We start from the raw sequence: 23364 nt of genomic DNA, 5'->3' as shown, positions 1-23364 counted from the left end.
AAAACATGGCTTTTATTTCTTCCGGGTACAATCCCGCCAAACCGATGGAAGGCCGTATTACTGACATCGGCCCCCACAAGTATGATGAATACTTCCCCTCGGTTATTAAAAAGAACTTCGGCAAGTGGCTCTATCATGAAATTCTTGAGCCCGGCGTGCTCATGCACGTGGCCGAAAGCGGCGACAAGTGCTACACCGTCCGCGTGGGTGGTACTCGTACCATGTCCATCACGCTGATTCGTGAACTGTGCGACATCGCCGACAAGTATTGCGAAGGCAGCCTTCGCTGGACCACCCGTAACAACATTGAATTCATGGTCGACAGCGAAGAAGGCATGAAAGCCCTGCGCGACGACCTGAACAGCCGCAAGTTTGACGGCGGTTCGTTCAAGTTCCCTGTGGGCGGCACCGGCGCTGGCATCAGCAACATGGTGCACACCCAGGGTTGGGTGCACTGCCACACGCCCGCCACCGACGCCTCCGGCCCGGTCAAGGCTGTGATGGACGCCGTGTTTGAAGACTTCAAGTCCATGCGTATGCCCGCTCCTGTGCGCATCGCCCTGGCTTGCTGCATCAACATGTGCGGTGCCGTGCACTGCTCCGACATCGGCCTTGTGGGTATCCACCGCAAGCCCCCCATGATCGACCACGAATGGGCTGACCAGCTGTGCGAAATTCCCCTGGCCGTGTCTGCTTGCCCCACTGCCGCCGTGCGTCCCACCAAGGTGGAACTCAACGGGCAGAAGGTGAACTCCATCGCCATCAAGGAAGACCGCTGCATGTACTGCGGTAACTGCTACACCATGTGCCCTGCGCTGCCCATTTCGGACGGCGAAGGCGACGGCGTTGCCATCATGGTTGGCGGCAAGGTTTCCAACCGCATCAGCATGCCCAAGTTCTCCAAGGTCGTTGTGGGTTACATCCCCAACGAACCGCCCCGCTGGCCTTCGCTGACCAAGACCGTGAAGCACATCGTTGAAGTGTACGCGGCCAACGCCAACAAGTATGAACGCCTGGGCGACTGGGCTGAACGCATCGGTTGGGAAAGCTTCTTCAAGCTGACCGGCCTTGAGTTCACCCACCACCTTATCGACGACTTCCGTGATCCCGCCTACTACACCTGGCGCCAGAGCACGCAGTTCAAGTTCTAGGATTATCTTGCTTAACCCCGGCGGCGCATTCGGCGTCGCCGGGACAGGAGAACCACCATGGCTGACGACAAAGACATTGTTGTTGAATTTCTGAACAGCAAATCCGCCTCCAAGTCGAAGTTCTATTTCAAGGACTTCACCGACCTGTTCCCCGACAAAGGCCCCCGCGACGTGAAGAAAATCCTCACCAAGCTGGTCAACGAAGAAGTGCTGGAATTCTGGTCTTCCGGTTCCACCACCATGTACGGCCTCAAGGGTGCGGGCAAGCAGTCCCACGCTGAGGGCGAAGACTAGCGATTATTCTTTTTAGCCGGGCGCAATGGCGGATCAGTTTTTTTGTTCGGGGTTTGGGGCGGCTTGCCCGTGTCAGCCAAGAGAAAACTGAGCCTTCTGTTCACGGCTAGAAAATATCACTCGCTGAGATTGACCTCATTATGGCCTTCGCAGGGCTCGTCAGCCTTTGCGTGAAAGCCTCATGCAAGAAATGCCGCAACAATCGTTGTGGCATTTCTTGCATTTTAGCCGGGCTTGCAGGTACGTTCATTTCACGTTCTGGAACATCCGGGCGCCGCTATTCTGCCCTTGGGGTATTTAAAACTTGAAAAAATTTACATGCTCCAGGGGCTGTTTCTGAATAAATAGTTTTGCGCCAAGGGCAAGGAAAAAGGCTTTTTTACGAGAGGAATGTACTTTTCCGGTACATGACGAGAGTAAAAATAGCCTTTTGACGCATTTAGAAACAGCCCTGCTGCACAAGCCTGCAGCACGCCGCAACGAGCGTGGATTCACCCGAAGGCTATATTTTCCGGCAGGATGACAACGTTGAAATGTTCTGCATTGCAAAAGTAATCAGCTCTAGAGCAAATCACGCATGAAATGATTCAATTGTTGTGAAGGGGGCGCGTATAAATCCTTGCAGACCAATAGGCATAGGAGGACTTTGCTCGCCGTAAATCAGCGGGTTCAAGGCAAGCGCTCTAAGTCGATTTCGCCACAGTTCAGGCACGGGCCAGCGGGCATAGGCTGATGCGATGTGAAAGTTGGTTCACCAGGCATTGGCTCTCCCATAGACCAAAGCATTTTGTGGGGGATGTGCATTGGCCTGAAAAAAATTGCTGGTCAGGTATTGCAGCGCAGCTTGTCTGCGTATGGCCTGACATTGCAGGCAATGGTCCTCATGTTCTGATTATCCACGGCTGTATGCCGCAAAATCCGACAGGAGCTGGCATGGGAATTTCATTTAATCTCACGGATGGAGAAAAAAATTATCTGAGCCGTTTGGCTCGCATGTCCATTGAGGCGGGTCTTGTGGGCAAGATGGTGGACGTCGTTCCCGCCCCGCCAGAAGCAATGGTCAGGCCGCAAAGTCCACTGCGGCGGCATTTGGGAGCTTTCGTAACCATTTCAATTGAGGGTGCATTGCGCGGCTGCATTGGCAGCATTGTGGGGCAGGAGCCGCTGTATTTGAATATCTGGCGCATGGCCGCCTCTGCCGCGTTCAGTGATCCGCGATTCCCGCCACTGACGATTGACGAGTGGCGTAATAACGTAGAGCTGGCTATCTCCGTGCTTGATGAGTTGACGGTCTGCCCAGACCCCGAGGCTGTGGAAGTGGGACGGCATGGCCTTGTGCTCCAATATCAGAATCGAAGCGGTGTCTTCTTGCCACAGGTTCCTGTTGAGCAAGGCTGGAACCGCGAGGCCTATCTTGAGAATCTCTGCTTCAAGACAGGGCTGCCCAAGGGCAGCTGGCAGCAAGCCGGCGCGCGCCTGTTCTGGTTTGAAGCTCTGGTTTTTCCGGCATAACGCTTACCCTCGCTTTGAAGGGAATGCCTGCCCGGTCTGTCTCCGCGATTTTTGTATGCACGCGGGACACTTCCTTCGGGCAGCTCATTGGTATTATTGCAGATGGACGAGGCGTTGATATTTGGGCATTGCAACCGTGAAATTGCAGACAGTTTCAAAGCGCGCCTGCCTTGCACATGCTGCTGTGCGCACGTTGATGACGCTTGTTGCTGTGGCACATTGCCGGACGAAATCTAAAACACTGGCCTTGACGCTTTAGCCTGGCACTGGTGTGAAGCTCGTTCCATATGCGCATGAGTACTTGCCTTGACGCAAGCCTGAGCGTAAAGTGCTCATGTTTCTCAGGGCGGGGTGCAAGTCCCCACCGGCGGTGATGCGGCAGCTTTCAAGCTCCGCCAGCCCGCGAGCGCCCATGTTGGGGTCAGCAGATTCGGTGAGAATCCGAAGCCGACGGTAACAGTCCGGATGGAAGAGAACGGCTACAGCCACGCGGAAATTCCGTGCGCCGTGCGCATGATTTCTGACGTCGCCTGCGCAATGGCTTTGTTACTCGGTTCATGCCGAAGTCGCACCGTCTGCGCAGTCCGTCCGCGCCCTGATGCACCCTCTCCCGGTACTGAAACCGGAAATGGAGAATGGCATGCATCAGTCTACACTTTCCCTCAATTCTTTTGGCAATTCCGAAGAACGCGTGCATAGGGCTTTGGCGTCCTTGCGTGCAGGCGGCGGCGTTCTTGTGGTGGATGACGAAGACCGCGAGAATGAGGGGGACCTTATTTTTCCGGCCCAGACCATCACCGAGCCGCAAATGGCCATGCTTATCCGCCATTGCAGCGGGATTGTCTGCCTGTGTCTTACTGACGAGCACACGCGCCGCCTTGATCTGCCTATGATGACAGACAACAACACCAACACCCAGCAGACGGCCTTCACCATTACTATCGAGGCCGCCACTGGCGTGACCACCGGGGTTTCCGCCGCTGACCGAGTTGCCACCATACGGGCGGCAGTGGCCGACAATGCCTGCCCCGCAGACCTGCGCCGTCCCGGCCATGTGTTCCCCTTACGGGCGAAACCCGGAGGGGTATTGGAACGGCGCGGGCATACGGAAGCTACCGTAGACCTTATGCGTATGGCCGGGCATGCCCCCTGCGGCGTACTGTGCGAGCTGACAATGGATGACGGCAGCATGGCCCGCCTGCCACAGGTGGCGGCCTTTGCTATGGCCCATAACATGCCTCTGTGCAGCGTGGAAGATCTTGTGGCCTGGCGGTTGAGCCTGGCGGATGAGAAAATGGCTATATCAGCCTAATATCCGTTTCTAGCTACGGTTTTTGACGATTATTGCGTCAAGCGGCCCTTTTTATGAAGGAAGAGTATTCTTATATACTCGACCGGAATGAAAAGGGCCGCTTTTTGTACTCATTATAACATCTTTGAATTAGAAATAATCAGCGGTGAGAAGTAATGTTATTGGTAGTGGCTTGCAGAGATATTTCGACGGGGAGACTGGCCGCATCTTGCAAGCGGGCTCCGCCTTCTGCTTTCTCAAGTCATTTTAGCTGGTAGGCTGGGTTGATTACCTTTACTTGGGCCGCCTGCGCGGCGAGCGGCGAGGGGGCCTGTTAGGGGCTGCCGCCCCTCCGAGGCCCCCTCTGCACTCCCCCCGGACGACCCCGCTGGGTTTTCGTATATCTCCACTCCCACGGGATAGCCCACAAAGGCTTTTCAGATACCGTCATTTCACGAGGGCTGCGCGGCTTTAGCTTCGGGAGCTTCCCTCCCTTTGGTCGGGAGATCTCCCTGCGCGCCACGCAATGCCATCGTGTGCTTTCACGTTGCATGGGGGAGGGGGCGTCTGGGTGTGGGGGCTGGGTTGCCGCTAAAATTGAGGTTAGATCTCTAAGAAAAGGGTGTCGTGCCCTGCGGGCACGGAGGCTTTCTAATTTCTTTTATTTTGGTTGCCTGCGCGGCATCTGCTTCGGGAGCTTCCCTCCCCTTGGTCGGGTGATCTCCCTGCCGCCGCGCAGTGCCATCGAGGATTGGGTACTGTGGGGCAACAGGAATGCAGGGGCGGTAGTAGCTTATGATGATAGTGCGGCGACAAGTGGACCTTCTGGCGTAATACCCAGAAGGACTACTTTGGAAAGCTTTGTTTGGGGCAGGAAATTTTTGTAACAGGCTGAACAAGAATAGAAGTTTTAGGGGGTGGGGGCGTGGGGGAGGAGACCCTTTTACAAAAGGGTCCCTCCCCCACAAAGTATTTCAATCGAATTTTGCTTGTACCAATGCTGTTTAGCAGGGGCGCAGGCGCTCCGCCAGCCGTGTATAGCGCTTGCGGGTTTTGTTGTTCTTGACGGCCATGTGCAGAGCGCGGGATTCGCCCACCAAAATGACCAGTTTTTTCCCGCGTGTAGCACCCGTATAGATGAGATTGCGCTGGAGCAGCATATAGTGCTGCATCATGATGGGAATAACCACGGCGGGATACTCCGACCCCTGAGACTTGTGGATGGATATGGCATAGGCCGGGGCCAGCTCGTCCAGTTCGTCAAATTCGTAGGGCACAACGCGGTCGTCAAAGGTGACGCTGAGGGTGCGGTCAGTAAGATCCAGAAAGCTGATGCGTCCCATGTCTCCGTTAAAAACGTCCTTGTCGTAGTTGTTGCGAATCTGCATGACCTTGTCATGCAGGCGAAAGGCACGGTCTCCCCGCCGCACTTCAAGACCGTTGGGATTCAGGGCTTCCTGAAGGCGGGCATTCATCTGGCCCGCACCCACAGCCCCTTTGTGCATGGGGGTGAGCACCTGAATGTCGTTTACGGCATCAAAGCCAAAGCGGCGCGGAATGTGGTTGCGCACAAGGTCCACCATAAGATCGGCGGCTTTTTCAGGATCGTTTTGATGGATAAAATAAAAATCTGAAAGACGGTCCTTGCTGGATTCCAGCGAGGGCACTTCGCCCCTGTTGATAAGGTGGGCGTTGCAGATGATTTCGCTTTCCGCAGACTGTCGGAAGATTTCTGTCAGCTCCACCACGGGCACCACGCCAGAGGAAATAACGTCGCCCAGCACGTTGCCCGGCCCTACAGAGGGCAGCTGATGCACGTCGCCCACAAGCACAAGGGTCGCGCCCAGAGGTACGGCTTTGAGCAGATGATAGAAGAGCAGGGTGTCCATCATGGACGCTTCGTCCACCACCAGCAGACCGCAGGCCAGGGGGCTGTCTTCATTGCGGGCGAAGCCGTCTTCCTTGGGGCTGTATTCCAGCAGGCGGTGGATAGTGCAGGCCTCGCGCCCAGAGGTTTCGGCCATGCGCTTGGCGGCGCGCCCCGTGGGGGCCGCCAGCAGAATGCGGGCGCGCACTTCGGCGAACAGTTTTATGATGGCATTGATAATGGTGGTTTTGCCCGTACCCGGCCCGCCAGTGAGCACCATAACCTTGCTGCGGGCGGCCATGCGTACGGCTTCAAGCTGCTCGGGCGCAAGGCCGATGTCCAGTTGTTCCACCACCTTGTTCACAGTGGCGTCGGCGTTTTCAAAGCGTATGGACTTGGGTGAGTTCAGCAGGCGTTGCAGGTAAAAGGCCGTCTTGGATTCGCAGTGAAAATAGCGCCGCAAATACACGCCGGTTTCCGGCTGGCAGGACGCAGCGTCTCCGTCGGCGCCGGGCATATCCATATCTTCGCGCACGATGCGTTCGTCAGACTCAAGAGTGGTCAGGGCATCGCTCACAAGGTCTTCATCCACACCCAACTGGGCGCACACGGCCTGCATGAGGGCTGCTTCCGGCAGGTACACGTTGCCGTCGTCCGTAGCTTTTTGCAGCACATAGAGGGTGCCCGCCTGAATGCGCAGGGGGTGGTCGTGCTCAAAGCCCAGTTTGCGCGCCGCAGCGTCAGCCGTGACAAAGCCGATGCCGTGAATATCCATTGCCAGACGGTACGGATTTTCGCGCACGATGTTCAGGGCGTCTGCCCCGTAGGCACGGTAGATGCGCACGGCGTAGGCCGGGGTAATGCCGTGGGGTTGCAAAAAAAGCAGCAGATCGCGTATGCCCCGGTGCTCGGCCCAGGACGTGCGGATGCGGTCCAGACTCTTTTTGCCCACACCACGCACCTTGAGCAGGCGTTCCGGCTCTTCGTCCAGCACGCGGATGGTGTCGGTGCCAAATGCCTTGACGATGCGCGTGGCCATTTCATCGCCGACGCCCTTGATAAGGCCGGAGGCAAGATAAAGACGTATGCCCTCGCTGGTGGCGGGCATCATTTCTTCAGAGTGGCTGAACTCAACCTGACGGCCAAACCGGGCATTGTTGACCCAGCGGCCAGCAAGCTTCATTTGCACCCCTGCCTGCGGATTGACCATATGCCCCACGCAACCCACGGAATCTCGCGGGCGGGTAAGGCCGCCATCGCCGCCGGAGCTGTTGACGCTGGCGGGCATAAGACGCAGGACGGTATAGCCGTTTTCCTCGTTGTGAAAAATCACGCGTTCAATGGTGCCGGTGAGTTCGACGGCATCCGGGTCTTGCAGCAGAGACATTTCCTTCATGACAGCGTGTTTCCAGAACCTTGGCTTTTACCGTCAGGGGATGCCTTACGGCTGCGTGACCACCAGAACCAGTCACGCTGTTCAGAGGGCAGATGCGGATCGCGGGCCTGCGCAACGGCGCAGTGCATGACGTCCAGGCAGCAGATATCCACCTTCTGCCCCTTGAGGCGGCACAAGGCTTCATACAGTTTCTGCGGGTCGCGGCTGGCAAGGTCGCCCTTGTCGGTCACGCCCAGCAGGTCAAAATCTTTCAGCGCAGCAGGCCCCACAGACCGCAGCCCGTACAGGGGATGCTTTTTCATGCGCCGAGTCCCATGCGTTGTTGCAGAAGCAGAGCGTCTGCGAGGGCAAGGGCCGTCATGGCCTCCAGCACTGGCACTACGCGCGGGATGGCGGCAAGGTCGTGCCGTCCGCCAATAAGCACAGTAGCGGCATTGCCTTCTTTGTCCACGGTGTTCTGCGTGATGGCAATGGAGGCAATGGGTTTGACAGCCGCCCGCAGGATGATGTCCTGTCCGCTGGAAATACCGCCAAGGATGCCGCCCGCGTGGTTTGAGGCAAAGCGGGCCTTACCGGGACCGGGCTCGTCGGCGGGAAGCAGAGGATCGTTGTTTTGCGAACCGCGAAGGGCTGCTGCGGCAAAACCGTCACCGATTTCTATCCCTTTAACGGCTCCCACGCTCATAATGGCATGGGCCAAGGTGCCCTCAAGCTTGTCAAAAACGGGTTCGCCAAGTCCTGCGGGTACGTTACGCGCTTCAATGCGCACGATGCCCCCAAGGGTTTCGCCAGCCTTGCGGGCCTCGGCCACAAGGGTGTCCCACTGGCTGACCACAGAGGGCGCAGCCGCGCAATACGGGCGTAAGGCAGCTCCTTCCATATCCAGCCCCCAATGGGGAATGGCAACGCCGCCCAGCTCCACACAGCCGCCAAGAATTTTTACGCCGCGCCGGGCCAGAATTTTTTTGGCTATAACGCCGCCTGCCACACGAGCCGCAGTTTCGCGTCCGGACGAGCGGCCGCCGCCACGGTGATCGCGCAGGCCATTGTATTTTTGAAAATAGCCCCAGTCCGCATGGCCGGGGCGGAAGATTTCCGCAAGGTTGCCGTAGTCGTGGGAACGCTGATCTTCATTGGCGATAAAGAAGGCAATGGCCGTTCCCGTAGTAAGCCCTTCGTGCACGCCGGAGAGCAGACGAACGGTGTCAGATTCCTTACGCTTGGTGGCTGTAGGCCCCTGACCGGGTTTGCGGCGGTCCAGTTCGGCCTGAATTTGGGCTTCGGTAAGCTCCAGCCCAGCGGGGCAGCCGTCAATGATGCCGCCAAGGCCGGGGCCATGGGACTCGCCAAAAGTGGTCAGGCGCAAGGCGCGCCCAAAGGTGTTTCCGGCCATCATGCACCTCTCGCTGGACAGAAGATATGGTTCGGGCCAGCCACAAGGGCAGCCATAATCCTGCTAGTATAGGTAAGGGCGGGGCGGCTGGCAAGCCGTGGGGTTTTGGGGCGTTGTGGGGTGCCTGCGCGGCAGGTGGGGGGATTTACGCAGTAGGTGTTTCAGGGGCTTCCTCGCTTCGATCGGTGATCTCCCTGCCACCGCAGAATGTCGTAGGGCGCTTTTGCGTTGGGTGTCAGCTTTGGGGCTGTCTGGAGCTTAGGGTTTGGTAGTCGCGAAAGCTCGGAATATGTCGTGAGGGGAGTGCGTTTTGAGGCACGGATATGGCGGAGGCGAATGGTTGTTTTAAGGCGGGTCAGTGAGGCGGGAATGAGAGCAGCCCATTTATGTAAAAAATTGTGCCGCGTAATGCCATCATCCATTGCCGGATACAAAAGAAATTCTGATGATTTTCAGTCGAGCTACGGTGAACAGAGAAGCACTCTCCCATCGTAATCACAATACTTCAAAGGCAACAACTGCACCTGCATAATCAATGTAATTGGAATGTTACAGTGTTTCAGGCAAAGCACTGGTCATTGCCGGGGGCGGCGTTATAAAGAACTGAAGCCGACACGTCGGCGAGGTTCGTGCGTAGCCGCCCTCGAAAAAGATACTTGGTGGTCAGGGTAGAACAGGGGGTGCTTCGGGGGGGATGCAAGGGGGGCCGAGAAGGGGGCGAAGCCCCATAACCGGCCCCGCCTTGCCGCGCGCCGCGCAGGCGGCAGAACTCAAGAAAAGAAAAACTGTCGTACCCGCAGGGTACAAATGGTTTTATAAAAGCGGCCCCATTCTTCTACTGCGCCCGCAGGCATTCCCGCCTTGCCGTGCGCCGCGCAGGCGGCAGAACTAAAGAGAAGAAAAGCTGCCGTACCCGCAGGGTACAAATGGTTTTATAAAAGCGACACCATTCTTCACCATTTTTTGAATAAAAAAGGAGTGGAGAGGCATGACACCTCTCCACTCCAGATATGCTAACGCGCGCAGCGCTACTACACTTTGGCGGCGGTACGCAGATCAGCCACAGCGTCGGTGGCTTCCCAGGTGAACTCGGGCAGCTCGCGGCCAAAGTGGCCGTAGCAGGAGGTCTTCTGGTAAATGGGGCGCTTGAGATCAAGGCGCTTGCTGATGAAGTAGGGGCGCAGGTCAAAGACTTCGCGCACGGCCTTGGTCAGGATTTCGTCAGGAACTTCGCTGGTGCCCTGCGAGGACACAAGCACGCTGACGGGCTGGGCCACGCCGATGCAATAGGCAATCTGCACTTCGCACACCGGGGCAAGGCCAGCAGCCACAACGTTTTTGGCGATGTAGCGGCCCATGTATGCGCCGGAACGGTCAACCTTGGAGGGGTCCTTGCCGGAGAAAGCGCCGCCGCCGTGGTGGCCGCTGCCGCCGTAGGTGTCCTGAATGATTTTGCGGCCAGTCAGGCCGCAGTCACCCATGGGGCCGCCCACAACAAAGCGTCCGGTGGTATTGATGAAGATCTCGCAATCTTTTTCGGTGAAGTAGCCGGAAGGCTCAAGAATGGGGCGAATGACGTGCTTTTTCACGGCTTCGGCCACATCTGCCTGGCTGGCGCTCTCCGCGTGCTGGGTTGAAACCACCACGTTGTTGATGCGCACGGGCCTGCCGTCCTGATACTCAAAAGAAACCTGGGTCTTGCCGTCCGGGCGGAAAAAGTCCACCATGCCGTCTTTACGCACCTTGGTGAGCTGCTGCGAAAGCTGATGCGCCCAGTAAATGGGAGCAGGCATCAGGGTGGCAGTTTCGTCGCAGGCAAAGCCGAACATCATGCCCTGGTCGCCCGCACCCTGATCTTCGGGTTTCGAGCGCACAACGCCCTGGGCGATGTCGGGAGACTGGTGCCCGATGGTGGAAATGACGGCGCAAGTCTTCCAGTCAAAGCCCATGTCGGAATTGCTGTAGCCGATGTTTTTGATGGTGTTGCGCACCACGGTGGGCAGGTCGGCATAACCGGAGGTGCTGATTTCGCCAGCGATAATGGCCATACCTGTGGTTACCAGCGTTTCGCAGGCCACATGGGCGTCGGCGTCCTGAGCAAGCAGGGTGTCCAGAACGGCGTCAGAAATCTGGTCTGCCACCTTGTCGGGATGCCCTTCGGTGACGGATTCGGAGGTAAAGAAGTATTTGCCCTTGGTCTGCATGCTGTTCTCCTTTATGGATCGCGCCGCAGGCGCGGTGAGTTGCTAACGTAGCACTGATTAAAGAGCTTCTGGAAACGCGCAGTTATTTCGTTTGGCAAGGCGCGATCTTTTTTGAAGCAAGAGTGGACTCTTCCGTCCTCGACCGTTTCAAAAAAAGTGAAGCAACGCCGCCAAACGGAATAAATCAGCGTTTCCCTAACGTAAAACAATGTTGTCGATAAGGCGGGCCTTGCCCATACGGACAGCACAGGCCATGAGGGCCGGGCCGTCCACCTTGTCGAGGGGGACCATTGATTCGGGATGCACGATGCTGAGGTAATCAAGACGGCCTACAGGCAGGCGCTCCGCCCATCGGCGCAGCACAGCCTCGCGCAGCAGTGACGCACTGGTCTCGCCTTCCTCCACCAGACTTTGCGCGTGAAGCAGAGCCTGCCTGATTTCAGGAGCCTGGGCGCGCTCTTCGGGGGTAAGGTACACATTGCGTGAGGACAGGGCCAAGCCGTCGCCTTCCCGCACGGTGGGGCGCGTTTCAATGCGAACGGGCAGGTTCAGATCCCGCACCATACGCCGGATGATGGCCTGCTGCTGCCAGTCTTTCTGGCCGAAAACGGCAACATCCGCCGCGCTCAACATAAAAAGCTTGAGCACGACAGTGCACACGCCGCGAAAATGCACGGGACGGCTCTGCCCGCACAAACCCTTGGCAAGATCGGGCACTTCAACCCAGGTGGCGTGGTCCGGCTCATACATGGAGCCGGGTTCGGGCATGAAAAGCACGTCTGCCCCGTGGCTGGCGGCAATGGCCGCGTCACGTTCAGAGTCACGCGGGTATGCGGCCAGGTCTTCATCGGGGCCAAACTGTGTGGGGTTAACAAAAAGGCTTACCACAAGCCGCTTGCCCAGCGAGCGAGCGTGGGCCATGAGGTCTTCATGCCCGGCGTGGTAGTAGCCCATGGTGGGGACGAGGGCTATGTCATCCCCGGCCTTGTGCCATGTGCGGCACTGGGCCGCTAATTGCTGAGGCGTTGTTAATATCTGCATATCAAGGTATTGTGATATAGTTTAAGAGAGTTCATTTATACACGCCCTGAGAAGCCTTGTAAAGAAAAAGTCCCTTCTCTGTGCGCCCTGTGGGCTCCCGCACTGCATCGGCTGCCCACGGGGCAGGCAGGGCTCCGGCCTTGACCCACCCGTCGGCAATGGGCATAAGGGGGACGGGAGGCCTCATGCTGAAACCTTTCTATCAGGGCAAACTGGACACATTTTGTGCGATTTATGCCGTGCTGAACGCCCTGCGCCTTACTCACAGTATTCGGGTGCTCAAGGCGCGCGATATTCTCAACGAAACCCTGATGGCTCTGGCGGCTTCGCCTGAGATGTTCAGGGCCGTACTGGAACAGGAAACGGACTACTGTGCCCTTGTAGACGGCATGTTGCGCGCACAGGGGCGTGTGTTTCCTCTTGATGTCCGCCAGCCGTTCGGCACGGATCAGGACCCTTCTGCGGCGCAGGTGTGGGACTGCTGCGACAATTGGCTTAATGGCGGCAGCAACCGGGCGCTTGTGTTCCGTTTTTTGCGCCACATCACGCCCGAGGGCCCGGCTGTGAACCGCCACTGGACAACTGCGGACAGCCTCAAGGATAACGTGCTGCACCTCTTTGACTGCAGCCATGAGGCAGAAGCCATCCTCAATGTGCGTAAAGACAGTTTTGTGACCCGTGCACAGGAAGTAAGCCGGGAAAAACTGCTTTACATACAGCCTGAAACCATCCGTTTGCTACGGCTGCCCATGTAGCCGCAGACCGTTTTTTATACCGGCATGCAGCACGGCATGCAGTAGAAACGCGTGTGTTCTTTGTTCTCGACGTTCTGGCATTGCAGCTGAAACGGCGGACGTTGTGTGCAGTAATCCTGCTGCACTTACTTGCATTGATTGGAGGGAACCTGACCTGGCAGGCGATAGGCGGGTTTGAGTGAACAACAAGGCCGCTCGAAAATTGCAGAAAACGGCCTGGCGCGTTTCATCGCGCGTTCTTTGCTTACTCTGATGCCAGGTTGGGAACGGGCCGGGCGGGGAACCGGGGTTGTTCAGAGCATTGTAGCTTTGAAAGAATTTAAGTGCTCTAACACTGCACAAGCGTGCAGCGCGGCGTAACCCAGCGTGGAGTCAGCAGAAAATAGTATTTTCGACTGACTGGCAGCTTTAAAGAATATAATACTTCAAAGGCAATCTGCTTAAAAGTCGTAAAACGGGCTTTCATCGCTGAGCGGCAAGTTCATGCGGCGGGCGTCTTCTTCCAGCTGGGGGTCAACCCAGAAAGCTTTTTCCTGAATAAAGGACAAGACCTCAAAGGCGGCTTCGTCCAGCGGCTGCGAATAGTAGAAGCCCTGAGCGCAGTTGCAGCCGCAAGATAGCAGGAAGCGAGCGTGGTCAAGGGTTTCAACGCCTTCGGCCACGATTTTCATGTTCAGGTCTTTGGCAAGGGCAATGGTGTTGCGGGCCACGATCTGCCCGCGCGTATTGTCTGTGCCGTTGCTGATGAACGTGCGGTCGAGCTTGACGATATTGAAGGGCAGGTCGCGCAGGGAGCTTAGTGAGGAATAGCCTGTGCCGAAGTCGTCCATCGAGAAGATAAAGCCTTCGGCCTGAAGCCCGTACATGTTCTGGATAAGGGCTTTTTCGTTATCAAAAAAAGCGCTCTCGGTCAGTTCCAGCTCCAGCAGGTGGCGGGGCAGACGGTATTTGTCTGTGAGCTGCACCAGTTTTTCTGTCAGCGTACCGTCATTGAAGTGCAGGCGGGATACGTTAACCGAAACCGGCATGGGCTTGTAGCCCTTGTCGATCCACATGCGCAGGTTCTGGCAGGTGAGATCCCAGACGTATTCGTCCATTCTCACGATAAAGCCGTTGCGCTCGAAAAGCGGCACAAAGCGGCCGGGAAGGATGAGACCGTCCTGGGGATGCTGCCAGCGCACGAGGGATTCTGCTCCGACTATGCGCCCGCTCGACATTTCCACCTTGGGCTGCAGGTAGAGCTTGAACTGCTTTTGCTCCAGCGCGCTGTACATCTGGTCGGTGATGTAGCTTTCGCCGTGCAGGCGCTGACGCAGGGCATCGTCATAAAATGCGTAGTTCGCAAGGTCGCTGCCCTTGATGGTCTTTTGCGCCAGGTAGGCCCAGTCGCACAGCACATGGGCCGGGGTGCGGCGGTTTTCCACCTGGCAGACGCCGAAGAAAATCTTGACCCGGAAAGTGTCGGAATAATGTTCAAGCCTGCGTGAAAGCGAGTGAATGAAGTGCAGTATCCTGGCCATGTCGCCAGTGATGCACACGGCGAACACGTCGGCATTCAGGCGGGCGAAAGCTTCATTATCAGTGTTGAGGCGTTGGCGCACCAAGCGCGCGATGGCCCGTAACAGGCGGTTGCCTTCCTCCAGGCCGAATGCCTCGTTGATGGCCTTGAAGCCCGCGACGTCGAACCGCACTATGGCGTAGGGGTCGGAAGGGTGGTCGCGCAGGACGGCTTCAACCTTTTCAAAAAATGTCTGCGTATTGTATGCGCCGGTAAGGGGGTCGAGTTCGGCGCGCAGGCGCAGGGCCTGTTCTGTACGGGTAGCGGCGTCCACGTCGTTGATGGTGCCGATGTAGCGGTCGCCTGGGTCGTCGTCAGCCAGGTAGGTATAGGTGATCTTGCACCAGATGAATTGTCCGTCGCGGCGGCGCAGGCGTATGGTCATTTCGCCGGAGCGAATACCCAGGGCAAGGCGTGAAAGGCAGGTGTCAAAAGCTACACTGTCTCCGGTGTAGAGCACATTATCTTCACGCCAGACATCAAAGGGAATGCGGCCATCGTAGTTGCCAGCCAGCAGTTCGCCGATGCGGGGGCTGATGTAGTTGAGCTCGTTGTCCCGCCACTCGAATACAAGGGTTCGGGTGTGGTCCACCACTGCCTTGTAGCGCAGGTTGTCCAGCTTTTGCCGCTGGAGCAGATCATTTTCCTGCACGATGCTGGCCGCACGTTTCAGGTCATCCACGTCCTGCACGCAGACGAGATACACGCTATGATCCATGCCGGGCTGCCGGATGGGAAAAGCCGTAATGCGCACCCAGCGGTACTGCATATTGCGGCCTTTTCTGCGCAGATCAAGCGTGGTAAAGGGCTGGCCATGCTCTTCAAATTCGTGCCGGACCATAGGGTGCCAGAAACGCAGCATGGCCTCGGTGTCGTCGGGATGCACGAGATCTTTTTCAGCCTCGGAAAAGAGATTTGCCAGCGATCTGGTACCCGAGGGCGGTATGAATATGTCGCTGCCCCGGTACAGTTCACGAGCCTCATCTTTTTCAAAATCAAGCAGATATATTTCGTCGTAGACGTTGCGCAGCACGCCGGAGTAGCACTGCGCTTCCACCATTCCGGTAGAAAGGCACTGCATGGCAGCGTCGTTATCGGTTAATTCGGAAGAGCGTTGAAGGGAATTAGTTTTCATAATACGCGTTTTTCTTTGCGTGGTCTGATCTACGGGTGACAGGATTACTAAAGGTATATCTTATCACTTGACCTATTGTTTTGCAAATGACGGGCATGGTGACAAGGCGCGAGCTCATCTGTAGGATGCGCCTCATGACAAACGCAAACAGTAAAAAGAAGCTCAAGGTCTGGTCATTGAGTCTCGGGTGTCCCAAGAACAGGGTAGACAGCGAACGTCTGCTGGGTTCTCTGGGGGTGCCCGTGAGCCATGTGGAGCATATGGGCCGCGCCGACCTTGTGTTCATCAATACCTGCGGATTTATTGATCCTGCCGTCCGTGAATCTGTACGCGCCGTTCTGGACGCAGGGAACCGCCTTGGAAGCTGTAAAAAGAAGCCCTTGTTGGCTGTAGGCGGCTGCATGGTGGGGCGCTACGGCGCAGAGGGTCTGGCTCAGGACCTGCCGGAAGTGGATTTGTGGCTGCCAACGGCAGACCTGCCGCGCTGGGCAGCCCTGGTGACGCAAAAGCTGGGCCTGCCATTGCCGCCGGAACACATGCCCGGCGGCGGCCGTTTGCTCTCTACCGGGCCGTCCTACGCATGGCTCAAGGTGGGCGAAGGGTGCAGGCACAACTGCGCTTTTTGCACTATCCCTTCCATCCGGGGCGGGCTCAAATCTCTCACCGCTGAACATATTGTGGATGAAGCCAAAGCCCTGCTTGGGCAGGGCGTGCGCGAGCTGGCCCTGGTGGCCCAGGATCTCACCGCCTGGGGTGCGGATATGGGGCTCAAAAACGGCCTCCCCTCCCTGCTGGAAAAGCTGACAGATCTGGAAGGGCTGGCCTGGCTGCGCCTGCTCTATCTGTATCCTACCGGAGTGACCCCGGAGCTGTTGCAGCTCATCCGCGATACCGGGCCGCCTTTGTTGCCCTACCTGGATATTCCCCTCCAGCACGCTCATCCCGACGTTCTTTCCCGCATGGGGCGACCCTTTGCGGGCAATCCACGGCGAGTGCTCGACACCGTGCGGCAAATTTTGCCGCATGCGGCTTTGCGCACCACGTTTATTGTGGGGTATCCCGGTGAAACGGAAGAACATTTTGAAAGTCTGTGCCGCTTTGTTGAAGAAAGCTCTTTCCAGCATGTGGGAGTTTTTGCCTACCACGCGGAAGAAGGCACTGTGGCGGCCACCCTGCCCGATCAGGTGCCGGATGAGGTGAAGCAGTGGCGGCGCGATACTCTTATGGACATACAGGCCGACATAAGCGAACGCCTGCTTGCGGCCCACGTGGGCACCCGCATGCAGGTGCTTGTGGATGCGCCGCATCCCGAATGGCCGGGGCTGCACAGCGGCCGCGTGTGGTTGCAAGCTCCAGAGGTGGACGGCATCACCTACGTAAGCGGGCCGGGCGTTACGCCCGGAGCCCTGGTGGAATGCGATATTGTTGAAAATACCGAATACGATCTGACAGCTCTGGCTTAGGCCCTTGAATAAACTGGCGGTTTGTTCCGCATGTAAATATCCCCGGAAGGCGTACCCTCCGGGGATATTTCGTGTGCGCGCCGAGGCACGCCCTCAATCATGTCCAGCCCAGGGCTGGCCTGCTAGCCACCAATGAGCTGCATAGCCATCTTGGGCATGCTGTTGGCCTGCGAAAGCATGGCTACAGCCGACTGAGTGAGGATCTGGTTGCGAACGAACGACGTCATTTCCGTGGCCACGTCCACGTCGGAAATGCGGGATTCGGCCGCCTGCAGGTTTTCGGACTGGGTGGTGAGGTTGGAGATGGTGTTCTCCAGCCTGTTTTGCAGTGCGCCAAGGTGAGCACGAATCTTGTCCTTGGAGACTACGGCATCGTTAAGACCCACCAGAGCCTTCTGCGCGGCTTCCTGCGTGGAAACCGTGTAGGCAGCAGCGTTGGTATCGGCCTGATTGCCCACACCCAGGGCCGAGGCGGTGCTCGTACCGATCTGGATGTAGTAGTAGTCTTCCGCGGAGTCGTTCATGGTACCAAAGTGGATCTTCATCTTACCAGTAGACTCAAGGCCGCTGTCGCCGCCGCCAGAGCCCGTGTGGGTGGCACCGGACAGGCTGCCGTCCAGCAGCTTGAGGCCGTTGAAGTCCGTGGCATTGGCGATTCGGGTAATTTCCGAAGCCATTGCCTGGTACTCCGACTCGATCATCAAACGCTGCGTGGAGTCATAGGTGCCCGTGGCAGCCTGTTCGGCCAGTTCCTTCATGCGGACGAGCTTTTCGTCGATAACAGCCAGAGCGCCGTCGGCGGTCTGGATGAGGGAAACTGCATCGTTGGCGTTACGCACACCCTGCTGCAAGGCAGCGATGTCGGTACGCATCAGTTCGCGAATGGCGAGGCCAGCGGCGTCGTCAGCCGCGGAGTTGATGCGCAGACCCGTGGACAGACGCTGCACCGAATTTGACAGATTGCTGTAATGCGATGTCAGCGTGTTGGCCGTTTGAGTGGCCATCTGGTTGTGATTGATATACATGACATTCCTCCCTGAATGTTCTGCATGCCCGACGGTGCTTGCGCACACCCGCTTCCATGCGGGCTACCGCCGCACAATGTTCGTCTTTACGAACGTATGATGGTTGTCAAGCTACTCCGCAATGGCAAAGCCAAGGCGGAGCCCCCAAATCATATGAGTTTTTGCTGCTCGCGGATTGCGTGGCTGCCGCAAGGCAAAAACTACCCCTAAAACCTGTGGCAGCATTCCAGCAGGAATCATGCCATTATCGGAAACTCGAAAGTGTCAAATTGCTGCCATATTTCTCCGTCAGCATGGCAATTTTCAGATTCTGAAAATTTTTTACCCGCAGGGTGCAGGTGTATGTATAGATATATTTATCTTGTAAATATAAAGTGTTGCGCAAGTTATACCAACTCGGTGCGTAACAAGCTGCGCCTTGTTCCTGCCGTTGGCTTGTGCCGCGAAGCTCTACGTCGCTGCGAGGGAACAATCCCTAGAGCCGATGATGCTGGCCGGTTTGAAAGAATTGCTTCAGGGGGGCGGACGCCCCGGGCTGTATTCAAAGTGAATGTACACAGTTAAAAGGAGATGAGACCTCACACCCAGTATGGGCGCGGCCTGCGGTGAGTGTTTTTATGTTTTTGAATACTGAGTTGCAGGAGTGACCGCGAAAACGTGGACGTCCGCGTGAAAGACTGTGAACTTGCTACCGGCGGCGGAAAAAAACGTGAAACGTCCGGCGAGAATGAAAGCTGCTGTGTGGCGGAGCGAGCGCCCGGCTTTTTCCGAAAGGCGTGGAGCTGCCAACCAAATGAGCATGAACGGAATCGCCGCCAGCTACAAACCGGTGGACTGGCATTTCTATGCTACGCAGGCCTGAAGCTCTGTCTGGAGTGAAAGGGATAGAGATTGCCAAAATTTGATTCGGCGAGCCCTCTGGAGTTTAGAGCGAAAAACTTCGGGTTTTAAGCCTTAGAGCGAGACCGTCTGCGGGTGCTTTGTGTTTACCCCAAAACTAGGTTTTATGTTTAAAAACTAGTTCGGTTCCTGGCCTGTAAAAGGTGTTACCATTGTGGCGGGTCATTTTTATGCAGCAATGCCTGCCACCTGGGTGGAGACATGGCTGGGACTGAATTTTTTTCTCTTCCCCTAATGTGCTGTGCATTTTGTCCGATAGGATAGTCAGAGGCGGTAATACGCAAGGACGCGTTGGCATTTCGCGCCGCCTGGGACGTACAGCACATTCATGGAGGAATGTATGTATATCAATCACAACCAGATGGCCACTCAGGTGGCTAACACGCTGACCTCGCACTACGGCAACCTGCAAACTTCAGTACAGCGCCTGTCCACGGGTCTGCGCATCAACTCCGCGGCTGACGACGCCGCTGGCCTCGCCATTCGCGAACTGATGCGTACCGACATCGCTGCCTTGCAGCAGGGTGTGCGTAACGCCAACGACGCCATTTCCCTCATCCAGACCGCCGACGGCGCTCTGGCTGTTATCGACGAAAAGCTCGTCCGCATGAAGGAACTGGCCGAACAGGCTGCCACTGGCACCTATGACTCCACGCAGCGTTTGATGATCGAGTCGGAGTACCAGGCAATGGCTTCGGAAATTACCCGAATCGCCAATGCCACGGACTTCAACGGCATCAAGCTGCTGGACGGTAGTCTGTCCAGTGAAACACACACGGGGTCTGGCGGCGGCGACAGCGGCCTTGAGTCCACTGGCAAGCTGAAGGTCCACTTCGGCACCATGAACGACTCCGCGGAAGACTACTACTACATCCAGATCGGCACGAGCACCGCCTCTGCTCTGGGTGTGGGCAATCAGGCTGCAAGCTCTTCAGACGCCTACACGGTTTCCACGCAGGCAGCCGCGCAGAAGGCTCTGGTGGGTATTAACAATGCCGTAGTCTCCAAGGACAAGATCCGTGCCCACCTTGGCGCATTGCAGAACAGGCTGGAGAACACCATCTCCAACCTCACCACCCAGTCCGAAAACCTGCAGTCGGCCGAATCCCGCATTTCCGACGTGGACGTGGCCACGGAAATGACGTCATTCGTTCGCAACCAGATCCTCACCCAGTCGGCTGTAGCCATGCTTTCGCAGGCCAACAGCATGCCCAGGATGGCGCTTTCGCTCATCTCTGGCTAGGGCTGGCTAACCAGGTGGTGGAGGGCATATGCCCTTGATAGCCTTGTGGCAGGGGAGTGCTGCACGGCAATAAAAATTAAAAACTACCGATCTGTCATTGGCAGGTCGGTAGTTTTATTTTGTCCATTTGTGGAGGCCAGGCCGTCTTGAGGGTACGCCTTGTTGGTTCTGGCCAGCTTAGCGCATGTTAGCTTCGAAAAAGTTTAAACGCACCAAAGCCGTACGGGGGTAAGCGCTTTGCAACACAGAACGGCGTGGATTCTGCCGGAAAAGTCCGATCCTCGGCATAATGACAACTTTGAAATGTAATGCATTTCAAAGTTAATCTGCTCTAGACCGGGAAGGTACGCGACTGGCCGGGTGCCATGACGGCGCAGGTGCAGGGCAGGTCAAGCTTCGCCAGTTCCGCTTCAAAAGCCTTTGTGTCCTGGGCCAGTACGGGAAAGGTCCCCCAGTGCATGGGCACGACAGCTTTACATTTGAGCAGTTTGCAGGCCAGAGCGGCCTGCGCCGCGTCCATAGTGAAAACGCCGCCTATGGGCAGCAGGGCAACGTCAATCTGATATAATTGCCCCCAAAGCGCCATGTCGCCAAAAACACAGGTATCGCCAGAGTGATAAACCGTGAGGCCGTCGGACATGCGCACGATATAGCCCGTTGGGCAACCAGAGTCGCTGGTATGGAAGGCCTGGGTCATAGTGACGCTGACGCCTTTATGCGTGATGGTGCCGCCAATATTGAAGCCAATGCCGTTGAGTATCTGGTTGTCGGGCAGTTCGGCTGCGGCCTTGTGGGCGGTGCCGACCACAGCCCCCAGCATGGCCCCGGTTTTGCGGCAAATGGTTACGGCTTCACCCACATGATCGCCGTGGTCGTGCGTCAGTAAAACAATATCGGCATGGCCCACATTGTCCACGGTAAGGCCGTACTGTGGCGCCAGAAAAGGATCAATGACCACATGGGCGTCATTGTCGCTGATTTTGAAAGCGGAGTGTCCAAACCATGTAATCGTGCTCATGTGTATCTCCTCGAGGCTGTGGTCAGCGGCGGCCGCTAGCCGGGCCAGCGGCCCAGGTTGTGCGGCAGAGCCACCTGATCAAGTATGCGGCCGCACATGTGCAGCAGCATGTCTTCCAGAGTTTGTGGATTCAGGTAAAAACCCGGCGAAAGCGGCATGATGACGGCTCCGGCTTCACGCAGCGTGAGCATGTTGCGCAAGTGGATGGCCGAGAGCGGGCTTTCACGCGTGACCAGCACCAAAGGCAGCCGTTCCTTAAGAGCCACGTCTGCGGACCGTTGCACAAGGTTGCGTGTGGCTCCCGAGGCTATGGCCCCCAAGGTGCCCATAGAGCAAGGCACCAAAATCATGGCTGCAGGTGTGCCCCTTCGCCGCCACCATGAACCGCTGGACGGTCCGGCTCCAAGGTCGGCAGCGTCATACACTCGGCTGGCGTATGGTGTCAGCAGTTCTGGCCCGGCTCCGCATTCTGTATGCAGCACGGCGTGCGCACCCTGTGAAATTACGCAATGAACCTGCACTGAGGGCATGGCCGAAAGGCAGCGCAGCAGGCAAGCCGCCAGAGGCATGCCACTAGCACCGCTGACGCCTATGAGAATGTCGCGCACAGCGGAATCGGAAGCCTGGGGTGGCTTATTGGAGGGCTGCGGGGGCATTGTTGATGAAGGCGTTGATGGTGGCGTGGTGTCTGGCATTGTTCTTCTCCCTGTCGGCCCAGCCGATGAAACTCGCTGGGCTACCTCAGTTATGCATACCTGACAAAAATGCGCCATGCAAATAGCGGGAGGCCGCTGATCTGTTATGCTGCCAGAGCTGTTCTGGTTCGTGTAGGCACTGCACCAATGCCGGGAGGCAACGCCAGGACGCTGGCCGCGCCCTTGACAGCAGCGGCGAGTCGGCATATCAAGACAAGTCTTATGCGCCCGTAGCTCAGCCGGATAGAGCGTTGGCCTCCGGAGCCAAAGGTCGTGAGTTCGAATCTCGCCGGGCGCACCATAAAAATTAAGCCCTTACGATAAAAAATCGTAAGGGCCTTTTTTGATCAAAAAATTTTCCAACCCTATTTCCAACCTTTGTGCGGAAAATGGATATTACTACATGTACCTCCGTAGCACATTTTTGATAGACTTAGATATCTCATGCGCAAACTACTCTGATGTTTGCCACGGCAGATAGCGGCTATTTTCGTTCATGGTAGCTAAGAATACCTCTTTTCCATGCGGCCATGTATCAAGTGCGGAAAAATGCCTCGGCTTGAAACCTCAAGGCCAGATGGAAGAACCCACGATATTTATCGATTTGCCTGCTGTGGTTGCACCAACCATCCCTAGCGTCTTGATTACACATATCACTTTTCAGTCAAAAAAATACTGTCATCGGCAAGGGGGAAGCGGGAATAACCCCTGCTTCCCACCCTACAATCAGCTTTTAGCCCTCTACCGACCTTCACTTTTAGGCAAGGCCAGCTTTTCAGGTTCATCCAAGGCATTGCGGCTGCCGCTTTTCCGACCCTCCAGTTCCACAGAAATCGCAGCCGCAGTGAATACCCCTGCGACTCCGGCCAGTATGCCGCCAATAAATGTCCATTTACTGCTCATGGTTATTCTCCTTTTCAGTTGCGTAAATGCAGAAGGCGGGATCACTCCCGCCCACTGTTGCCGTTTTTGAATAGCTTAATCGTCCCAATTTTCCTTGATGACCTGCAACACAGCAATAGCAACAGGTATCCATGCCAGTGGGTTCATACAGCCTCCTTGAGTGTCAGCAGCGCGGAATACGCAGCCGGTTGTGGGTGAAGAATGTTGGATTGGATCGTGCCGGATTCCAGCGGCAATAGTCCAGTGGTACCATCATGATGCCCATCCTTTCAGCAGCGCGGTCTGAAGCATGTCAAACATGACGGGGGCCAGGTCGGACAGATCGTTGATAACTCGGCTGGTCTGTGGCAGCAGGTGGGCTATATGCTCATCACGGATGCCAAGGCCATACACCTCAAAGCCAAGCTTTTGCGCTACGTTCACGGCATGGGTTGCTGCGTGTGTGCTATCAGGTATTCCGTCTGTAATGATGAGGATGATTTTCCTTTGCTCCTTAAGGAACAACATCGTCTGCATAACC

Annotated in this window: 18 protein-coding genes, 1 tRNA gene, 1 pseudogene and 1 riboswitch; of the genes and pseudogenes, 8 read left to right on the top strand and 12 right to left on the bottom strand. The window is 56.7% G+C overall.

Going from position 1 to position 23364, the window contains the following annotated elements:
- Positions 1 to 5 precede the first annotated feature (5 nt).
- From dsrB to ribB, 4 genes are all read left to right on the top strand, one after another.
- Complete coding sequence (dsrB, locus tag HNQ38_RS12930; protein WP_246388155.1) at positions 6 to 1151, top strand: dissimilatory-type sulfite reductase subunit beta; 1146 nt, start codon at positions 6 to 8, stop codon at positions 1149 to 1151.
- 57 nt (positions 1152 to 1208) lie between these two features.
- The gene (locus tag HNQ38_RS14295; RefSeq protein ID WP_246388154.1) at positions 1209 to 1445 is read left to right on the top strand and encodes a dissimilatory sulfite reductase D family protein; all 237 of its coding nucleotides are present in this window, start codon (positions 1209 to 1211) and stop codon (positions 1443 to 1445) included.
- A gap of 933 nt (positions 1446 to 2378) precedes the next feature.
- Positions 2379 to 2957 (top strand): AmmeMemoRadiSam system protein A, encoded by a 579-nt coding sequence (amrA, locus tag HNQ38_RS12925; protein WP_183721865.1) that lies wholly within the window; start codon positions 2379 to 2381, stop codon positions 2955 to 2957.
- A gap of 333 nt (positions 2958 to 3290) precedes the next feature.
- Positions 3291 to 3438, top strand: a riboswitch (FMN riboswitch).
- A gap of 159 nt (positions 3439 to 3597) precedes the next feature.
- Positions 3598 to 4269, top strand: a complete 672-nt coding sequence (gene ribB, locus HNQ38_RS12920; RefSeq protein WP_183721862.1) for a 3,4-dihydroxy-2-butanone-4-phosphate synthase — start codon at positions 3598 to 3600, stop codon at positions 4267 to 4269.
- Positions 4270 to 5252: 983 nt separating this feature from the next.
- Here the strand turns inward: ribB and recD2 are convergent.
- The 6 genes from recD2 to HNQ38_RS12890 form a co-directional block, all read right to left on the bottom strand.
- Positions 5253 to 7511, bottom strand: a complete 2259-nt coding sequence (gene recD2 / locus HNQ38_RS12915; protein WP_183721859.1) for an SF1B family DNA helicase RecD2 — start codon at positions 7509 to 7511, stop codon at positions 5253 to 5255.
- Positions 7508 to 7813: a helix-hairpin-helix domain-containing protein gene (locus HNQ38_RS12910; protein WP_183721857.1), complete on the bottom strand. Its 306-nt coding sequence runs from the start codon at positions 7811 to 7813 to the stop codon at positions 7508 to 7510. Before HNQ38_RS12910 ends, recD2 begins: the two co-directional genes overlap by 4 nt.
- The gene (gene aroC / locus HNQ38_RS12905) at positions 7810 to 8904 is read right to left on the bottom strand and encodes a chorismate synthase (RefSeq protein WP_183722020.1); all 1095 of its coding nucleotides are present in this window, start codon (positions 8902 to 8904) and stop codon (positions 7810 to 7812) included. The genes HNQ38_RS12910 and aroC overlap by 4 nt, the downstream gene beginning before the upstream one ends.
- A 1031-nt stretch (positions 8905 to 9935) precedes the next feature.
- The gene (gene metK / locus HNQ38_RS12900) at positions 9936 to 11108 is read right to left on the bottom strand and encodes a methionine adenosyltransferase (protein ID WP_183721854.1); all 1173 of its coding nucleotides are present in this window, start codon (positions 11106 to 11108) and stop codon (positions 9936 to 9938) included.
- Between the two features lie 195 nt (positions 11109 to 11303).
- Positions 11304 to 12149 (bottom strand): pantoate--beta-alanine ligase, encoded by an 846-nt coding sequence (panC, locus tag HNQ38_RS12895; RefSeq protein ID WP_183721851.1) that lies wholly within the window; start codon positions 12147 to 12149, stop codon positions 11304 to 11306.
- 31 nt (positions 12150 to 12180) lie between these two features.
- Complete coding sequence (locus HNQ38_RS12890; protein ID WP_183721848.1) at positions 12181 to 12336, bottom strand: hypothetical protein; 156 nt, start codon at positions 12334 to 12336, stop codon at positions 12181 to 12183.
- Between HNQ38_RS12890 and HNQ38_RS12885 the strand changes: the two genes are divergently transcribed.
- Positions 12335 to 12904, top strand: a complete 570-nt coding sequence (locus tag HNQ38_RS12885) for a hypothetical protein (RefSeq protein WP_183721845.1) — start codon at positions 12335 to 12337, stop codon at positions 12902 to 12904. The two genes, HNQ38_RS12890 and HNQ38_RS12885, sit on opposite strands and share 2 nt — an antisense overlap.
- Positions 12905 to 13344: 440 nt before the next feature.
- Here HNQ38_RS12885 and HNQ38_RS12880 read toward each other — a convergent pair whose 3' ends face one another.
- Positions 13345 to 15597 (bottom strand): sensor domain-containing protein, encoded by a 2253-nt coding sequence (locus HNQ38_RS12880; RefSeq protein ID WP_183721841.1) that lies wholly within the window; start codon positions 15595 to 15597, stop codon positions 13345 to 13347.
- 134 nt (positions 15598 to 15731) lie between these two features.
- On the opposite strand from HNQ38_RS12880, the gene rimO reads away from it, so the two are divergent.
- Entirely contained in the window at positions 15732 to 17060 is a 1329-nt protein-coding gene (gene rimO, locus HNQ38_RS12875; protein ID WP_183721837.1) for a 30S ribosomal protein S12 methylthiotransferase RimO, read from the top strand.
- A 122-nt stretch (positions 17061 to 17182) separates the two neighbouring features.
- On the opposite strand, the gene HNQ38_RS12870 is transcribed toward rimO, so the two are convergent.
- Complete coding sequence (locus HNQ38_RS12870; protein WP_183721822.1) at positions 17183 to 18085, bottom strand: flagellin N-terminal helical domain-containing protein; 903 nt, start codon at positions 18083 to 18085, stop codon at positions 17183 to 17185.
- Between the two features lie 1240 nt (positions 18086 to 19325).
- Here HNQ38_RS12870 and HNQ38_RS12865 point away from each other — a divergent pair.
- Positions 19326 to 20228, top strand: a complete 903-nt coding sequence (locus HNQ38_RS12865; RefSeq protein ID WP_183721819.1) for a flagellin N-terminal helical domain-containing protein — start codon at positions 19326 to 19328, stop codon at positions 20226 to 20228.
- 331 nt (positions 20229 to 20559) lie between these two features.
- Here HNQ38_RS12865 and HNQ38_RS12860 read toward each other — a convergent pair whose 3' ends face one another.
- Together HNQ38_RS12860 and HNQ38_RS12855 are read right to left on the bottom strand one after the other, a co-directional pair.
- Complete coding sequence (locus tag HNQ38_RS12860) at positions 20560 to 21246, bottom strand: metal-dependent hydrolase (protein WP_183721816.1); 687 nt, start codon at positions 21244 to 21246, stop codon at positions 20560 to 20562.
- A 35-nt stretch (positions 21247 to 21281) separates the two neighbouring features.
- A complete protein-coding gene (locus HNQ38_RS12855) occupies positions 21282 to 21941 on the bottom strand; it encodes a UbiX family flavin prenyltransferase (RefSeq protein ID WP_183721813.1) in 660 nt (219 codons plus the stop codon).
- 224 nt (positions 21942 to 22165) lie between these two features.
- Here HNQ38_RS12855 and HNQ38_RS12850 point away from each other — a divergent pair.
- Positions 22166 to 22242 (top strand) — tRNA-Arg (locus tag HNQ38_RS12850).
- A 440-nt stretch (positions 22243 to 22682) separates the two neighbouring features.
- Here the strand turns inward: HNQ38_RS12850 and HNQ38_RS12845 are convergent.
- Both HNQ38_RS12845 and HNQ38_RS14105 read right to left on the bottom strand, forming a co-directional pair.
- Positions 22683 to 22844, bottom strand: coding sequence for a hypothetical protein (locus HNQ38_RS12845; RefSeq protein ID WP_096152788.1), 162 nt, complete (start codon positions 22842 to 22844; stop codon positions 22683 to 22685).
- Positions 22845 to 23096: 252 nt separating this feature from the next.
- Positions 23097 to 23364: pseudogene (locus tag HNQ38_RS14105) on the bottom strand (VWA domain-containing protein); the annotation flags it as partial.

The sequence above is a fragment of the Desulfovibrio intestinalis genome (genome assembly GCF_014202345.1).
Taxonomy (GTDB): Bacteria; Desulfobacterota; Desulfovibrionia; order Desulfovibrionales; family Desulfovibrionaceae; genus Desulfovibrio; species Desulfovibrio intestinalis.
The sequence above is the reverse complement of the archived record's forward strand: the minus strand, read 5'-3'. Positions and strand labels throughout refer to the sequence as shown.

What these genes read in the sequence shown, in the direction of transcription:
- HNQ38_RS12890 (WP_183721848.1), bottom strand. Translation starts at nt 12,336, where the DNA reads ATGAGGCCTCCCGTCCCCCTTATGCCCATTGCCGACGGGTGGGTCAAG.
- HNQ38_RS12885 (WP_183721845.1), top strand. Translation starts at nt 12,335, where the DNA reads ATGCTGAAACCTTTCTATCAGGGCAAACTGGACACATTTTGTGCGATT.
- recD2 (WP_183721859.1), bottom strand. Translation starts at nt 7,511, where the DNA reads ATGAAGGAAATGTCTCTGCTGCAAGACCCGGATGCCGTCGAACTCACC.
- rimO (WP_183721837.1), top strand. Translation starts at nt 15,732, where the DNA reads ATGACAAACGCAAACAGTAAAAAGAAGCTCAAGGTCTGGTCATTGAGT.
- HNQ38_RS12855 (WP_183721813.1), bottom strand. Translation starts at nt 21,941, where the DNA reads ATGCCAGACACCACGCCACCATCAACGCCTTCATCAACAATGCCCCCG.
- metK (WP_183721854.1), bottom strand. Translation starts at nt 11,108, where the DNA reads ATGCAGACCAAGGGCAAATACTTCTTTACCTCCGAATCCGTCACCGAA.
- HNQ38_RS12870 (WP_183721822.1), bottom strand. Translation starts at nt 18,085, where the DNA reads ATGTATATCAATCACAACCAGATGGCCACTCAAACGGCCAACACGCTG.
- HNQ38_RS12910 (WP_183721857.1), bottom strand. Translation starts at nt 7,813, where the DNA reads ATGAAAAAGCATCCCCTGTACGGGCTGCGGTCTGTGGGGCCTGCTGCG.
- panC (WP_183721851.1), bottom strand. Translation starts at nt 12,149, where the DNA reads ATGCAGATATTAACAACGCCTCAGCAATTAGCGGCCCAGTGCCGCACA.
- ribB (WP_183721862.1), top strand. Translation starts at nt 3,598, where the DNA reads ATGCATCAGTCTACACTTTCCCTCAATTCTTTTGGCAATTCCGAAGAA.
- HNQ38_RS12880 (WP_183721841.1), bottom strand. Translation starts at nt 15,597, where the DNA reads ATGAAAACTAATTCCCTTCAACGCTCTTCCGAATTAACCGATAACGAC.
- HNQ38_RS14295 (WP_246388154.1), top strand. Translation starts at nt 1,209, where the DNA reads ATGGCTGACGACAAAGACATTGTTGTTGAATTTCTGAACAGCAAATCC.
- HNQ38_RS12865 (WP_183721819.1), top strand. Translation starts at nt 19,326, where the DNA reads ATGTATATCAATCACAACCAGATGGCCACTCAGGTGGCTAACACGCTG.
- aroC (WP_183722020.1), bottom strand. Translation starts at nt 8,904, where the DNA reads ATGGCCGGAAACACCTTTGGGCGCGCCTTGCGCCTGACCACTTTTGGC.
- dsrB (WP_246388155.1), top strand. Translation starts at nt 6, where the DNA reads ATGGCTTTTATTTCTTCCGGGTACAATCCCGCCAAACCGATGGAAGGC.
- amrA (WP_183721865.1), top strand. Translation starts at nt 2,379, where the DNA reads ATGGGAATTTCATTTAATCTCACGGATGGAGAAAAAAATTATCTGAGC.
- HNQ38_RS12845 (WP_096152788.1), bottom strand. Translation starts at nt 22,844, where the DNA reads ATGAGCAGTAAATGGACATTTATTGGCGGCATACTGGCCGGAGTCGCA.
- HNQ38_RS12860 (WP_183721816.1), bottom strand. Translation starts at nt 21,246, where the DNA reads ATGAGCACGATTACATGGTTTGGACACTCCGCTTTCAAAATCAGCGAC.